At 66.3% G+C, this 15,481-nt stretch carries 11 protein-coding genes; 5 read left to right on the plus strand and 6 right to left on the minus strand.

Annotated elements, in window-relative coordinates:
- The first annotated feature begins 148 nt into the window (after positions 1-148).
- Together VGE27_RS19045 and VGE27_RS19050 are read left to right on the plus strand one after the other, a co-directional pair.
- Complete coding sequence (locus VGE27_RS19045; RefSeq protein WP_331051261.1) at positions 149-4,312, plus strand: ATP-binding protein; 4,164 nt, start codon at positions 149-151, stop codon at positions 4,310-4,312.
- Positions 4,313-4,423: 111 nt separating this feature from the next.
- Positions 4,424-6,100, plus strand: coding sequence for a serine/threonine-protein kinase (locus VGE27_RS19050; RefSeq protein WP_331051262.1), 1,677 nt, complete (start codon positions 4,424-4,426; stop codon positions 6,098-6,100).
- A gap of 32 nt (positions 6,101-6,132) precedes the next feature.
- Here the strand turns inward: VGE27_RS19050 and VGE27_RS19055 are convergent, their stop codons facing one another.
- The 3 genes from VGE27_RS19055 to VGE27_RS19065 all read right to left on the minus strand — a co-directional run bounded on the left by VGE27_RS19055 (position 6,133) and on the right by VGE27_RS19065 (position 9,736).
- Positions 6,133-7,512, minus strand: coding sequence for a GGDEF domain-containing protein (locus VGE27_RS19055; protein WP_331051263.1), 1,380 nt, complete (start codon positions 7,510-7,512; stop codon positions 6,133-6,135).
- Between the two features lie 356 nt (positions 7,513-7,868).
- Positions 7,869-9,422: a sodium:solute symporter family transporter gene (locus VGE27_RS19060; protein ID WP_331051264.1), complete on the minus strand. Its 1,554-nt coding sequence runs from the start codon at positions 9,420-9,422 to the stop codon at positions 7,869-7,871.
- A complete protein-coding gene (locus tag VGE27_RS19065; RefSeq protein WP_331051265.1) occupies positions 9,419-9,736 on the minus strand; it encodes a DUF485 domain-containing protein in 318 nt (105 codons plus the stop codon). The genes VGE27_RS19060 and VGE27_RS19065 overlap by 4 nt, the downstream gene beginning before the upstream one ends.
- A 101-nt stretch (positions 9,737-9,837) precedes the next feature.
- On the opposite strand from VGE27_RS19065, the gene VGE27_RS19070 reads away from it, so the two are divergent.
- Positions 9,838-10,281 (plus strand): vitamin K epoxide reductase family protein, encoded by a 444-nt coding sequence (locus VGE27_RS19070; RefSeq protein WP_331051266.1) that lies wholly within the window; start codon positions 9,838-9,840, stop codon positions 10,279-10,281.
- Here VGE27_RS19070 and VGE27_RS19075 read toward each other — a convergent pair.
- From VGE27_RS19075 to VGE27_RS19085, 3 genes are read right to left on the minus strand one after another with little or no spacing between them, the layout of a single operon-like run.
- Complete coding sequence (locus VGE27_RS19075) at positions 10,253-10,852, minus strand: TlpA disulfide reductase family protein (RefSeq protein WP_331051267.1); 600 nt, start codon at positions 10,850-10,852, stop codon at positions 10,253-10,255. The two genes, VGE27_RS19070 and VGE27_RS19075, sit on opposite strands and share 29 nt — an antisense overlap.
- A gap of 9 nt (positions 10,853-10,861) precedes the next feature.
- Positions 10,862-11,698, minus strand: a complete 837-nt coding sequence (locus tag VGE27_RS19080; protein WP_331051268.1) for a 4'-phosphopantetheinyl transferase family protein — start codon at positions 11,696-11,698, stop codon at positions 10,862-10,864.
- A complete protein-coding gene (locus VGE27_RS19085) occupies positions 11,698-13,071 on the minus strand; it encodes a threonine/serine ThrE exporter family protein (protein WP_331051269.1) in 1,374 nt (457 codons plus the stop codon). Before VGE27_RS19085 ends, VGE27_RS19080 begins: the two co-directional genes overlap by 1 nt.
- A 167-nt stretch (positions 13,072-13,238) precedes the next feature.
- Here VGE27_RS19085 and VGE27_RS19090 point away from each other — a divergent pair, with 167 nt between their 5' ends.
- Positions 13,239-13,718 (plus strand): FKBP-type peptidyl-prolyl cis-trans isomerase, encoded by a 480-nt coding sequence (locus VGE27_RS19090; protein ID WP_331051270.1) that lies wholly within the window; start codon positions 13,239-13,241, stop codon positions 13,716-13,718.
- Positions 13,718-15,376 (plus strand): D-aminoacylase, encoded by a 1,659-nt coding sequence (locus VGE27_RS19095; RefSeq protein ID WP_331051271.1) that lies wholly within the window; start codon positions 13,718-13,720, stop codon positions 15,374-15,376. Before VGE27_RS19090 ends, VGE27_RS19095 begins: the two co-directional genes overlap by 1 nt.
- Positions 15,377-15,481 lie beyond the last annotated feature (105 nt).

The raw sequence follows: 15,481 nt of genomic DNA on the forward strand, positions 1-15,481 counted from the left end.
CGGAAAGGCCGGCCGCGGCCGGGTCGGGGTGCGCAAGGCGGGCGTGCGCAGGGCAGACATCCTTCAAACCTAATCACAAGACGACCCGGATTCCGGTGGGAGCTCATGGGCCTTCGCTCCATGCATGACTCCGGGGTATTGTGGGGCAATGCGTTCCCGACTCCCTGTTGCCACCCCCTCCGATCGCTGGCCCGTTACCTGGGTCTCGGCGTCGGCCGGCGCATTGGTCGCGCTGGCGTACTGGCAACAGGATCCCGGCTGGATGCGGCTGGCCATCGCGGCCCTCGTGACTGCCTGGGCTGCCTGGCTGGTCCCCACCGTGCGGCAGCCCCGGACGGTGGCGGTGTTGAGTGTGGCCGCGATCGCCACCGGCATTCTCATTGCGTCCAGCGACACGGCGACCTTGGTGGCCCTGCGTCGCAACTGGGCCGGATGGTCGGCGGCGGAGCGTGAATCGCGAGCCCAGCGGGTGGCGGCCAGTCTCACCGATGTCGTCGGGGTGCTGCGCGATGTGACCCGTCAGCTGGCCAATGACTCCTCGCTCGTCGCCGAGGCGGCGTCCGGTCGTGTCCGGTCGCTCAGCGCGCCGTTGCCCCGCGGGGTGGAGTCAGCATTGCTGATCTATCATCGGGGCAATCTGGTGGCCCGGGCAGGGCAGGCGCACACCGAAATTCCGGACACGGACAATCCGGGTGTGCGGCTCATCGATGGCGCGTTTCATACGTCGCTGGTCGCCCGGGAGCGGTCGCCTGATGGCCAGATGGAAGTGATCGCACTCGCCCTGGTGTCGTCGGCCCCACCGGCCGACCGATTTGCGCGAGCGCTGCTGCAGACGTTGCCCGGTGGATTCGACGTGGCGCACACGATCGTTGAGTCGCCGGACAGCGTCCATGTCGAATCCGGCACCACCGTGGTGGTGGTACCCGACGGATCCCGTCGGCTCGCCCGGGTGCGTGCCACCACGTTCACTGAGGGCGAAACGCGTCTGCGCTTCGAGCAGCAGGCGCGTATGCGCACCAGCGCCGCGCTTGCCGTCGCGATGATCGGCATCCTGCTCGTGGCATGGCGCAGGCCTGCCGGTACGCCCGAGCGCATGGCAGCGGCCATTGCGGTGCTGGCCGGTGTCTCGATGGCGCCACTCACCGGACTCTCCAATGTGTCCACCTTGTTCGACCCGGCAAGTTACTTCGCGCCGATGGGTGGGTCGCTCACGGCCACGATTGCGGCGCTCCTGATCACAGCAGCCCTCATGCTGGCGGTACTGCTGTTTGCCCTGCGTACGCGCGACGGTCGCTATTCGCGGCTGCTCTCGGCTGCTCTCGTGATCACGCTGGCGTTTGGTGGTCCGTTCCTGCTCCGCGACCTGGCCCGCGGTATCGCCCTGCCGGCGGCCGGTGCCAGCTTCGGGCTCTGGATGGCATGGCAGCTCGCGCTCGCGCTGGTGGGCGCGGCGATTCTGTTGGCTGGTGCATCGGCGGGACGCGCGGTGCTTGGTGCGCGGCGTGGCCTGCCATCGGCGGTGACGCTGGCCATCGCCGCAGTAGCCGGCGTGCTCGCTCCTGTGTTGTGGGAGGCCCCGGGTACCTGGCCGGCCTGGTATCCCGTGCTCTGGATCATGGCCATCGTGGCGCTGGCGTTGACCCGTCGCGGACTCTCGCAGATCATGGCGGCTGCTGTCGTGGCGGGGGCTGGTGCCGTCACGCTCACTTGGGGCGCCACGATCCGCGCGCGGCTTGCACTCGCGCAGCACGACCTCGAGCGCATCGCCATGGTGGACGACAATGCACTGCGATTGCTGGAACGATTCGCGACGGCGTTGCGCGACGAGATCCGGCCGGTGCAGCGCAGCGACGCACTGCTGCGGCGCTATGCGGCCAGTGAACTGGCCCTTGCCGGGTACCCGGCACGGCTCGCGCGTTGGAGCGCTGAGCATCCCGATAGTGCGGTCTCCGTACTCGAACTCGCGCCGGTCAATGACACACTCGGCGCCCAGGCTTACCTCGCACAGCTTGCACGACAGAGCAATTCGCTGGAATTGCGGTTCGTCGACGATGGGCCCACCACACTGCTGATGGCGGCCGTGCCGGCAATCGACGGAACCGTGACGACGATCGCCGTACCGCCACGTACCCGGCTGCTGCCCGCGGACCCGTTCGCGGCGTTCACGGGTGTGACCGGCTCTCGTGGCAGTGCACCACCCTATCGTCTCGAATTCTCCGTGCCCGCGCCCGGCGACAGTGTGCCGCGTGCACTGGCCTGGCGCCGTCGCGGGGAAGCGATGCATGGCGACGGTGTGGCGGGCGGTGCGTCCGGCGTGCGCGGCGTGCATGTGGAGGTGGAACTGCGAGGTCTCGATGCGTTGGTGCCACGCGGTGCGTTGCTGGTGTTGCTCGATGTGGGTGTGGTGATGTTGCTCTGGTCGGCCACGGCACTGGCCGATGGCGCACTCGGTCGATGGCTGCGGGTGCGTCGCGTGCGATGGTCGCGCTCCTATCGGGTGCGCCTCTCCGGCGCGCTCCTCATGTTCTTCATTGCGCCCGCGGCGATTTTTGCGCTGTGGGCCTGGTACCGATTGCAGGACGACGATCGCTCGGCGCGTGAGCTGCTGCTGCGTGAGACCCTCCGTGTGGCGTCGACCGAACAGGAGCAGCGCATGCTCGGATCGACGCCTTCGAGCACCGGCGCGCCGCTGTTCCTGTATCATCGCGGTATGCTCACCACGGCAAGCGACTCGTTGCTCGATGCCCTCGCCCCATTGGGTCGCCTTTCGCCCGTCACGTTCATCGAAGACGCGACCTCGGGCGAAGATGTTTTCACCACGCGTCGCATCACGGCGGGGCCGATCAGCGCACTGGTTGGCTACCGGCGTCTGGGGCGTGGCGATGACGCCGCGCGTGCCGAGGCGATGTTGGCCACACCGGCGCGTGGTGATGAGTTCGCGCTCGATGCACGCCGCGAGGATCTCGGTGTGCTCGTGCTGTTCGCCACCATGCTGGGTGCGCTCGCTGCCGTGTGGTCGAGTGGCATCGCGGCGCGCGCGCTCGCCCGTCCGGTGGGCGTGTTGCGTGAGGCCGCACTGGCTGTCGCCGCGGGACGTGATGCGCCCATGCTGGGCGCCGCACCCGCTACCGAGTTTGCGCCGGTGTACCGTGCGTTTGGTCGCATGGCGGAGGACCTCGCCACCAGCCGCGCGGCACTGGAGGCTGCGCAGCAACGCACGGCGGCCGTTCTGCAACATGTGGCCTCCGGTGTGCTGGCCATCGTCGGCAACGGTGACATCATCCTGGCCAATCCGCGCGCCGAGGCGATGCTGGGTGTGGCACTGCCCGCAGGTCGTGCGTCGCTGTGGCAGTTGCCCCGCCTGTTCGATGATCTGGTGGCGCGGGCGCGGCGATTCCTGGCTGGCGACGCGGAAGAGGACGCATTCGATCTGGCATTGCCCTCACGGCAGTTGCGCGCGCGTCTCACGCGGTTGCCCACCGGCGCCGTCCTGACGCTCGACGATGTCACCGAGCTCGCATCGGCGCAGCGCGTGCTGGCGTGGGGTGAGATGGCGCGCCAAATCGCGCACGAGATCAAGAATCCGCTCACCCCCATTCGACTGGGTGTGCAGCATCTGCGTCGTGCGTTCCGAGACGGACGCAGCGACTTCGGCCAGATCCTTGATACCAACGTGGGGCGGGTGCTGGCCGAGATCGATCATCTCGACGAGATCGCACGCACATTCAGTCGCTACGGCACCGCACCGGAGGATCGTTCGCCGGCAGTGTCGGTGGATGTGGTGGAAGTGGTCGAGAATATCATCGCGCTCGAGCAGATGGGTGACGCCGAGCGTCGGGACACCGTGAACTGGGTGGTCCGTCTCGATAGCGCACTGGAAGGTTCCGGCGCGATGGCGTTCGCCCTGCGGGACGAGCTGCGCGAGGTGATGATCAACCTGCTCGAGAATGCCCGTCTCGCGGGGGCTCGTACCGTCACCGTGCGGGTGTCCCCCACATCGGCTCCCGGGGTCTCCGAACGAGGACCGGCCGAACGCGGCAGTGACGAGCGCGCAGCTGGGTTGGCCATCGAAGTCGCGGATGATGGGGTGGGAATATCCCCGGAGACGTTGCCGCGTGTGTTCGAGCCGCACTTTTCGACGCGCACCAGCGGCAGTGGTCTGGGGTTGGCAATCAGCCGCCGGTTGATCGAGGGATGGGGCGGAGGGATCGGGTTGACGAGCGAACCCGGTGTGGGAACGACCGTGCGTATCGTGCTGCGCCGCGCGCATGGTGGCGCTGAGGCGGGACGCGCGCATCCGCGTTACTCTTGAGCAATGACTCGCCGCACGTCTCCTCTTCCTGATCACACGGCAACACCGTGTCCACCGCCCCATTTGGCATCGTGGAGTCTGCCGCCGGGCTGGTCATGGGGAGATGAAGGCGTGCAGCGCGAGCATCGCCACTATCAGGAGGTGGTGGACGCACTGGGGCGCTCCCTCTCACTCGTCAGTGCGCCCGATCCCGAGTACAGCGAGTGGCTCAAGAACGAGGCGCGTGCGCTGGCGCATCGGAATCATCCGTCTATCCCCACCACATATCACTACTGGGCCTCGTACGACGAAAGCCGTCGTGGCCCCGGGTATCTGCGTCGGTGGATCGGCGGCGAGACGGTGTATTCGCGCGTGTCGCGATTGGGCACCGAGACGATTCCGTTTGCGTTCCAGGTGTTCCGCGAAGCGGCGAGCACGTTGGCCTACCTGCACGACACAGCGGCTGCGCATGGAGCCGTGTCCCCAAGCACGGTGTGGCTCACGCCGGGCGGACGTCTCTGGTTGCTGGGTTGGGAGTGGGTGCTCCCGGAGGGGCAGCGCCCTGCCGGTTTGATTCCCGATCCCAAGTTCACGCCGTGGGCTCCGGAGTGGGCGCCTGGTGAATGGCGCCCCACCGCGCTCTCCGATCAGTGGCAGTTGGCGGCGATGATGTTTCTCATCGTGACCGGCGAGACCGCGCCGGAGCGGGATACGCCGCCCCTGTCGTTGTTGCGCCCGGACTGTCCGCAGGCGCTGGCCAATGTGCTCGAGCGCGCGTTGTCGGTGGATCCGGCGCATCGCTATCCGAGCATCGCGACGATGCTGCGCGAACTCGATCGCCATGTGTCCGTGCGGCCGGTCATCATCGCCCCCGAAGACGACGAGCTGCCCGCGGAGATCGATTCTCCGGAAGCACGCCTGCGCTGGGTCACTGCCGACGACTACGAGATCCTTTCGCCGCTCGGCAAGGGCATGTTCGGCAGCGTGTGGCGTGCCCGCGATCTGTCGCTGTCCCGCGAAGTGGCCATCAAGGTGCTGCATCCGCACATCGCGAAGGACGATGTGGCCGTGGCGCGTTTCCGTCGTGAAGCGCGACTGGCTGCGGGGCTGGCGCATGCGGCCATTGTTCCGATCTACGACAGCGACAGTCGCGGTGGCGTGGTGTGGTACACGATGGAGCTCGCGGAAGGCGGCTCGGTGGCCAACCTCGTGTCGCGCAGTGGACCGCGTCCGTTCGAGGAAATCGCGCCGCAAGTGGATGAAGTGCTCGAGGCACTGCATGCCGCGCATACGAGCGGCATCATCCACCGCGACCTCAAGCCCGAGAACATCCTCATCGATCGCTACCGTCGCTGGCGCATCGGTGACTTTGGCATCGCCTATGCGCTCGGCGACGAAAAGGCAGGCACGTCTGGCACGCCCTCCTTTGCTGCGCCGGAGCAGCTGCTCGGTGAATCGCAGGGCCCGGCGACGGACTGTTACGCGCTGGCGAGCATCGTGTTTTTCGTGCTCACCGGTCGGCCGCCGTTTGGCGATGGACCGGCCGAAACAGTGCTCGCGCATCAGCTCTCGGACGACCTGCCGCAGAAGCTGCGCGAGGAAGAGTTCGACGAGGAGCTGGGCTCATGGTTGGTGCGCGGTCTTGCGCAACGCGTGGAAGACCGGTTCGAAGACGCCGAGGAGATGCGCGCCGCGTGGCGACAGGTCGTGCGCAGCATGCGCCGCGCCGAAGACCAGCGCCCGTGGTGGCGCCGGTTGCTGGAGGGCAGTCACGACGACGAGGAGCGCGAGTCGGGCGAGGGCTGGTAGGGCGCCAGTCGCACCGCTCACTCGCCTGGACTTCAGGCGACGTGTGAGGACTGTTGGGGCGGGGTATAAGACGCGGCGTTGCCGCTCGGCATGCCCGGTGAAGCAATGGGCAATGCCTTCACCGTGGCACGCGCAATCGCCGCGACATTCGCGGGAATCACGTCTGACGGCATGGTCGGCGCGCGCAGGGCAGGCCGGTTGGTGGTCAGCTTGGTGCTGAGCGTGGCATCCGTACGCGATCCGCGACGCGCTGCGCGCGAGATGACCATGGCGGGAGCCTTGGTGGGTTCTGTCGCCGCCGGCACGTTCACCGCGTTGCCATCCACGCGGGTGAGGCGCCGCCGGCGCTTGCGCTGATACAGCAGTTGATCGGCACGGGCCAGCAGTTCGGATACACCCGCGGTGTCGGTCGGACGCACACGCGTGAAGCCCACGGTGAGGCTGATGTTCGTGGGGAAAGCGCCTGACGCATTGAGCACAGCGAGGCGTTCGTCCACCCGCCGCTGGATGGCGCGCGCGCCGGCACCGTCGGCGTCGAGGGCGAGCACCGTGAACTCATCACCACCAAGGCGCGCGACCACATCACATTCGCGCACGGTATCGGACAACAGACGCGCCACGGCCATCAGCGCCCGGTCACCCACGGCATGGCCGTACGTGTCGTTGATCTGCTTGAAGTCATCCATGTCGGCATACATGACCACCGCGTCCTTGCCCTGGCGACGCGCGACGCGCAGCTGCTGGTCGGCGAGCGTCATGAAACCGCGGCGATTGTGCAGTCCGGTGAGATCGTCCATGAGCGAAGCCCGACGCAGGCGACGCTCTTCGCGCTTGATGGTGGAGATATCGCGTACCGTGACGGCCAGTCCATCGGACGTGGGAACCGCCTGGTGCATCAACCAGCTCGCCGACATCAGCCGGCGGCTCACGCGGGCCTCTTCCACCAGCGGCGTGCGCATGGAGATCACATCGGCGTAGCGCTCGAAGAGCTGGGCGCCGATACGCGTCGGCAGGTCCCGGCGAAGGCGCTGTCCCACCAGGTCTCGGCGTCCACCATACACCATCTGCGCGCCACTGCCATTCACATCGGTGATCTCGAAGTCTTCCAGTTCTCCATCGCGATCGCGCACGGCCCGCAACAGAAACATTCCGTCGACACTGCCATGCATGGCCTCTTGCAGGCGCCGCATGCGATCTCGAACGGCCACGTCATCCTGCATGCGATGCAGCAGTTCCCGATGCACCAGACGCCATCCGGCAATCGCCATGAGCATGGCCAGCGACGCCAGGAACGGCGCCGTGCTGACGAAGCCCGGAATCGTGAGCGTATCCACCGAGGCGACGATCAGGACAGCGGAGAGCACAGTGAGGGCTCCCCAGAAGGTGGCCCGCAGGGCGATGCGGTCTAGCATGGAGGACGTGGGGAGGAGTGGAGGACCTGCGACACGTCCCTACAAGGCAACAGCCATGCCATTCATTACCAATCGCCAGTGGATGCGGTGAAAATGCATCTGGTAGCAAGTTGCAAGTGTTTGATTTTCAATTCTTTACAAAATTATCCCATTGACGGAAAGCGTCATGTGGAAGGAAGCAAATCCGTGATAATTCGGAGCCATTCAGGCGGGCGATACTGCCGAGTTTCGGGGAAGGGCATGCCGGAAAAAACGTCCGCTTGCTGATGTGCGCAGGTCACGAGAAGAGGAACGACCTGCCGCCCTGATGCGCTACAGGTCACCGTTCGGACACGCCCTGCGGAGCAATCAGCCGGTCATTCCTCGCCCAGCAACAGGCGCGTCTCGAGCGCCGCATACCGCGCGGCCGACTCCCGGTCCGGTGTCAGCAGCGACACAGCGATGCCCGTCAGGAACGAGAGCGGGATGGTCACCAACGCCGGGTTCTTGAGCGGAAAGATCGCCGCGCTTTTGTGCAGCAGATCCACCTGCACGGCGGGAGACAGCGCGATCAGCACCAGCGTGGCCGTTGTGCCCACCACCATGCTCGAGGCGGCGCCGATAGTGCTGGTACGGCGCCAGAACACGCTGAGCACCAGCGCCGGGAAGTTGGCGCTGGCCGCGATCGCAAAGGCGAGGCCCACCATGAAGGCGACGTTCTGCCCCTTGAAGGCCACGCCCAGCGCTATGGCAACCAGTGCCAGTGCGATGGTGGCCAGCCGCGCCACCTTGAGCTCCTCACCAGGCTTCGGATGGCCCTTGCGAATGACACTCGACCAGAGGTCGTGCGAGATGGCGGCCGCTCCCGAAAGTGCGAGCCCGGCCACCACCGCGAGAATGGTCGCGAACGCCACGGCCGCAATGAATCCGAGGAAGGCGCGGCCACCCAGCAACTCGGCCAGCATGGGCGCCGCCATGTTGCCGCCCGCGTCGATGGACTTGATCACCTCTGGCGTGACCAGCACCATCGCACCAAAGCCCAGCACGAAGGTCATGAGGTAGAACAGGCCGATCAGCCCCGTTGCGATGAACACCGACTTGCGTGCGGCACCGGCATCCGGGACGGTGTAAAAGCGCATGAGAATGTGTGGCAACCCGGCCGTGCCGAACATCAGCGCGAGGCCGAGCGACAGCGCATCGAGCGGGTTCGACACCAAGGATCCCGGCGCGAGCACACGATCGCCGTACTGCTGTGCCGCTGCCGCGAACAGTGCGCGTGGGTCGAATCCGAAGCGCGCCAGCACCAGCGTGGCCAGCAGTGCCGCACCACCAAGCAACAGTACCGCCTTCACGATCTGCACCCACGTGGTGGCCAGCATGCCGCCAAAGAGCACGTAGGCCATCATGGCCAGGCCGACGATGATGACCGCGGTCTCGTACGGGATGCCGAAGAGCAGGCGGATGAGACTTCCCGCGCCCACCATCTGCGCGATGAGGTAGAACGCGATCGTGGCCAGCGTACCGTAGGCTGCACTGATACGCACCGGCACCGGGTCGAGACGGGCCGCCACGACGTCCGCGAATGTGTACCGTCCCAGATTGCGCAGCGGTTCTGCAATGAGGAACAGCACGATCGGCCATCCCACCAGCCAGCCCGTGGAATAGATCAAGCCATCGAAGCCGCTGGTGGACACCAGGCCTGCGATGCCAAGGAACGACGCCGCGCTCATATAGTCACCGGCCAGCGCGAACCCGTTCTGGCCGGCGGTGACCGAGCGGCCAGCGGCATAGAAGTGTTCGGCTGTCTGCGTGCGACGTGCAGCCCACCAGGTGATGCCCAGCGTGATGGCGATGAACACGGCAAAGAAGCCAATCGCGACCGGATCGGGTGTGCCGAATTTGGTCGCCGCAGCTTGTAGGAGACCCGTCATACAATCCCTCCGGCAGCGGCGCTGTGCTGCTCACGGAGCGCCTTGAGCGCCGGATCGTAGGTGCGGTTCGCCCATGACACGTAGGCGAAAGTGAGCAGCCAGGCGGCCACAATCACCAGGGCGCCCAGCACGATGCCCAAGGACAGGCCTTCACCGATACGGCGACCGAGCAGCGCCGGGTTGAAGGCCACCAACAGGATGAAGCCGAAGTAGATCACGACCATCGTGATCGTGAGCAGCAGGGCCGTGCGCCACCGCTGGGCCGCGAGCCGCCGCGTGGCGGCCAGCGCGGAGGACTTGGGATCGGACGTCATGGCGCGCGAAGGTACGGGGAGGCGATCTTGTGCGATAGGGGACGGCCGACGCGAGCGCGTCCCACATCACGGCACTTCCTGCTCATCTCGGTGAACCTCCGGTGAACATTCGCAAGTTCATGGCCGTCGCGGCATTGGCGAACGCGATGGTGGCGCTGTACCTGCACCTCTGGAAGCTGGGCCTCACCGGCTCGCTGTCATGCTCGGGCGCGGGTGGTTGCGCCTACGTGCAGGGCAGCCGCTATGGCTGGTTCCTGGGCATTGATGTGGCCCTGATCGGAGCGGTGGGATACACGCTCATCTTCCTCACCGCGGTGATCGGTTCACTGCCGCAGTTCGAAGACGCGAAGTGGCCGAATCAACTGCTGCAGCTGATGGTATGGCCCGCGGTGCTGTTCACCCTTCGCCTCAAGTATGGCGAGTTCGTCGTGCTCAAGGGCTTCTGCCCGTGGTGTGCCGTGTCGGCGGTGACGATCACCATCTTCGCGGTGCTGGTCGTGCTGGACGCCCGCAGAATCAGGGCACTTCCGTCTCACCCAGCATGACGGCGTGCCAATGCTTCATCTCTTCGATGATCGGATAGCCGGGCATCGTACGCACCACGCGCCCGTTGCGATCGACCGCGATGAACGTGGGCGTGCCGGTGTTGCGGAATGATTTGAGCAGTTGCTCTGACGTGCCCACCGGCCCCACCAGCGTGGCGCCGGTGATCTTCTCGAGGGCCAGCATAGGCTCCGCTTCGGCGGCGCCTTCGAGCGTGAGCACTGTGAGACGCGGCAACGGACGGCCGCGAGACAACTCACCGATGTCCTTGAGCGACTTCTTGCACCAGGGGCAGGTGCGCGAGTTGATCATCACGATGGTGGGCTGACCTTCCAGCACCAGCGGCACCGTCTTGCCGTTCAGGTCCTTCACCTTGAAGGCGCTCAACACGTCCTGCAGACGCGGCGCTGCTTCGGGCGCTGTATCGGTGCCCACCACCACGCCGTGATCCACGGCGAGGTCAGCCAACGATACGGTGCGGCGCTCGGCGGTCGCTCGGCGTGCCACCAGCACAGCGCACGACAGCGCCACCACGGCGAGTGCGAGATTGCCCGGTCGGAGAAGGTTGGCCATAGCGGAAATCTACCGCAGCCGTGTCCCGTTGGGTCCGACCAGCTCGCCCGCCCGCGCGCTGTAGGCCGTGGCGACGATCCAGTCGCCGTCGAGATGCCACTGCGCGCGCACGGCCACTTCGCCAGTTTGCAGTTCCGGCAGCAGCAGCTTCACGGTCGCCTCTCCGCTGTCGGCGTCCACCGGTCGATCGAGTTCGACCTCGGTGAAGCGCACATAGCGGTGCACGAAGGGATCGATGGCCTTGTAGATGGCCTCCTTCACGGCGAAGTGCACCAGCACGGCTTCACGCTCACGCAGCGGATTGTCGGCGGCCATGCGCAGCCAGTCGGTTTCCTGCGGCGTGAGAATGCGAGTGGCGATGGAGGGACGGGAGAGATCGGTGGCAGTGGGGCGCCGCTCGAGGTCCACGCCCACATGCTCGAGGAGGCCAACCGGTGTGGTGAGGCCGCGCGAGGCCACCGCGGCCAGCGCCAGCGTGCGCTTGTGACTCACCGATCCGGTGACCGCATCGGGCAAGTGTGGTGCGCCACGCAACGTGCGCAGGAACGGTGTGGTATGCAGCGTATCCGTCCAGGAAGCGGCCGCACCTTCACGCATCGCCTGCCGCAGAGCCATACGACCGGCCACGAACGTTCCGCGGCGGCCTTCCTGCATCGACAGGGCGAGCTCGCCTTCTGCTTCGTGCAGGTGCCCGCCTTCGATGAGCGCACGAATGCCGGCGTTACTCATGAGTGCATCGTCTACCGGTGCGCTGCGCAACACACTGCCACCGAGCTGCGAAAGCAGCGGCGCCGCATCGAGCTGCAGTGCGCCCGTCGGCAAAGTCTCGCGCGGCCGCACGGGCATCAGATGCGCACGCGATTCACCGACCGCGTCACCACGTTGCCGGCGAGCAATCCGGCTGCGAGGGAAATGCCGATGATCGCCACACGGAACGCAGTAGCCACGCCGGTCTCTACTTCCGCACCGAGCAGTGACGTGACCGAGCGAAACCCGATGGATCCGGGCACGAGGATGAGCAGACCGGGCACCTGCGTGACCATCGCCACTCTGCGCTTCATGCGCGCGAACAGGTTACTGCCCGCGCTCACCACCATGGCACCGAGGAATGCGCCGAGTTCTTCACCCATGGCGGCACCGGCAAACTTCGATGTGAGGTACGCGGCCGCCGCCGCAACCATGATCGGCAGGGCGTGTTTCGGCTGCGCCTTGAGCAGCACCATGAACGCCAGCGGGGCCACCAGCAGCGCCACCCATTCGGCCCACCACGGCAGCGGCGCGCGCGATGAGACATCGGCCAGCATCGGCAACACGTGGCTCAGGTCCTTGCCCAGCGCGCCGCCAGCCTTGGCACCCAATGCGAGTCCGAAGCCGAGGCCGAGAAACGTGACCAGCGCCCCGCTCAAACGCGCTGTTCCCGACGACAGGTGGCGGGTAGACAGTTCGGTGAGCGCCACGGTGAACGTGAGACCCGGCAACATGATCACGAGTCCCGCAAGTGAGGTCGCGTACCCGGTATTGGTGTGCAGCACGCCGTCGAGCGTGAACGCGAGTGCCGTCACCACGAACGCCGCCAGCGGTTCGGTCACATGGCGCGTGGTTTCGCGGCGCCCGGCCAGAATCGACACCGCCGCTGTGACGAGACCGAGCAGCGAGGCCACGAGCAGGTCGCCGGTGCGCACCTTGAGGAAACACGCCACGGCCGCCGACGACATCACAAAGGCCACCGGCACGAGCCAGGCCTTGTAGCGCGGTGGCTCGTTTTTCAGCGCATGGATCTGCGCGAGACCGGCGCGGGTGGAGATTTCACCATCCACCACCTGCCGCGTGATCTCACCAAGTGTGGCCAGGTGGCCAAGATTCGTGTCGCCCGGCTCCACCCGCAGCAGGTGTACCTGCTGCTGATCGATGGGACCGATGCCCACCATGATGCTGGTGGGGGTGGACATGAAGTTCGTTTCGAGCCCGAGCTGTTGGGCCGCAGCCGAGAGGGCCGACTCGAGCCGGTGCGCGGGCGTGCCGTGCTGGTGCAGCGCGCGGGCGAGTTCGAGGATGAAGTGGCTGGCGGCGGCCACCCGTTCGGCAGTGGGTTCCCGGTGGCGCCCGTCGGCAAACAGCGGTGGTCCCAGATCGGTGGCGCTCTCGGTCATGGTGCGGAGCGTACGTGACCCCCGACCATCACGCAACCTCGCCAGCGCGGCATTGGGTATCAGTGACATTCCCGTGTCTCGGCAATGGTCCGAATCCGGACTTCCGCGCTGTGGAACCGTCGTCGTGACGGTATCTTTCAGGCACTGGTATCCCAAGCAGGAGTCGCGTGAGCCCTGGCGTTGCCGGCGACGCGACGGTGCGGTGCCCTTTGCATCGCAGACCCACTGTATCCGACATGTTTCGTACCCTGATTCGCCGAGTGGCGCCGTTGGTCGGCGCCGTGCTTCTCACTGCCGGTTGTGGCTCCGATTCGACGCCGGACATCCCGTCCAATCCGGCCGTTGAGGTCTACGCGTCTTCGCTGGGCGTGAACATCGCGCAGATGACCCGCAAGAACGACAATCTGTTCGTCCAGGACCTCGTAGTGGGCACGGGCGCCGACGCGATCGCCGGACGTTCCATGGATCTGCACTACACGGGTTGGCTGGTGAACGGCAACCGTTTCGACACCAGCGTGGGGCGTGGCCCGATCACCATCACGCTTGGCGTGGGTCAGGTGATTCAGGGGTGGGATCAGGGCGTTGCCGGTATGAAGGTCGGTGGTCGTCGCAAGCTCGTGATCGGCTCGGCGCTCGGCTACGGTCGCACCGGCTCGGGCTCCATTCCTCCCAATGCCACGCTGGTGTTTGACGTGGAACTGATCGCGGTGCGCTGATGGCGGCGCGTGCGCTGTTCGTCCTGCCGGCACTGGGGCTGCTCGCATTCGGGGTTCTCTCCCCTCGAGGTTCCGAGCAGAGCCAGGCAGAACCCGCGGTTCCGGCGGTCTCGCCATTGCAGCCGCCGGCCGATTCGTTCGACGTGCTGATCGTCGGCGGATCGGTCATCGACGGGACGGGCAGCGCACCCCGTATGCTGGATGTTGGACTTCGCGGCGATCGCATTGTCGCGCTTGCCGCCAACCTGCCGCGCAATCGCGCCCGCACGGTGATCGAAGCACGCGGGCGTGTGGTGTCACCGGGTTTCATCGACCTGCACGCGCACCTCGAGCCACTGCTGCAACTCCCGCTCATGGAGAGCGCGTTGCGGCAAGGGGTGACCCTCGCCGTGGGCGGCCCTGATGGCAGTTCGCCGCTGCCGCTCGCGCCGTATCTCGACTCGGTGACCACGACCAAGCCCGGCATCAACGTGGCCTATCTCGTTGGTCACAATGAAATCCGGCGTCAGGTGCTCGGCATGGCGGCGCGTGCGCCGAATGCGGCGGAGCTGGCCCGCATGAAGGGGCTGGTGGCGCAGGCGATGGGGCAGGGTGCCTTTGGACTGAGCACCGGCCTGCTGTACCTGCCGGGCACGTATTCCAACGTGGACGAAGTCGTGGCGCTCGCGCAGACGGCGAGCGACAGCAGCGGCATCTACACGTCGCACCTGCGCAAGGAAGGCATCGGCTTGCTCGACGGTGTGGGCGAGGCGATGGAAATTGGCCGGCGCGCGAAGATTCCCGTGGTGCTCACCCATCACAAGGCGGTGGGCCAGCAGATGTGGGGCAAGAGCGTGGTGACTCTGGCCATGGTGGACAGCGCGCGCAAAGCCGGCATCGATGTGATGATCGACCAGTACCCGTACACGGCCACGCACACTGGCATCAGCGTACTGGTGCCCAGCTGGGCGATGGCCGGTGGTGACGCCGAGTTTCGCAAGCGACTGGCTGTGCCGGCGCTCAAGGACAGCATTCTGCGCGGCATCGTGGACAACATCCTGAACGATCGTGGCGGCGGTGACCTGGCGCGTGTGCAGTTCTCGCGCGTGCCGTGGGATCGTTCCCTCGAAGGCAAGACGCTCAAGGACTGGGCGACACGCGAAAAGCTGGCGTCCACGCCGGAGAACGGCGCGCAGCTCGTGCTGCAGGCCATGCTCAAGGGTGGCGGCAATGCCATCTATCATGTGCTCGACGAGCAAGACGTGCGCCGCATCATGACGCACCCGCAGACGATGATCGCCAGCGATGGCCGTTTGTCGCGCCCCGGTGACGGGCATCCACATCCGCGTGCCTATGGCACGTTCCCGCGTGTGCTCGGTGTGTACGTGCGTGAGCAGAAGCTGATGTCGCTCGAGACCGCTATTCACAAGATGACCCAGATGCCGGCGCAGCGACTGGCGCTGTCCGACCGCGGTGTGCTGCGTGTCGGCGCGATGGCCGATGTGGTCGTGTTCGACGCGGCCACGGTCAAGGATCAGTCCACTTTCACCGAACCCCACCAGTATCCGGTGGGGATCGAGACGGTGATTGTGAACGGCACCGTGGCGGTTCGTGACGGGAAGGCCACGGGAGTTCGGGCCGGGCGGGTGGTGCGGCACCGCGCCAAGGCCAATAATTGAGCGTGGTGGGCTGACGTCGGGTCTGGCGTCGTCTGCCGACGCGCCGTACCCGGCCGTTCCCGCCGATCGCCCCCGTTCGGCGGGTCCGCATGCAAAACGCTCAGC

The organism is Gemmatimonas sp., assembly GCF_036405635.1.
In the GTDB taxonomy this organism is placed as follows: Bacteria; Gemmatimonadota; Gemmatimonadetes; order Gemmatimonadales; family Gemmatimonadaceae; genus Gemmatimonas.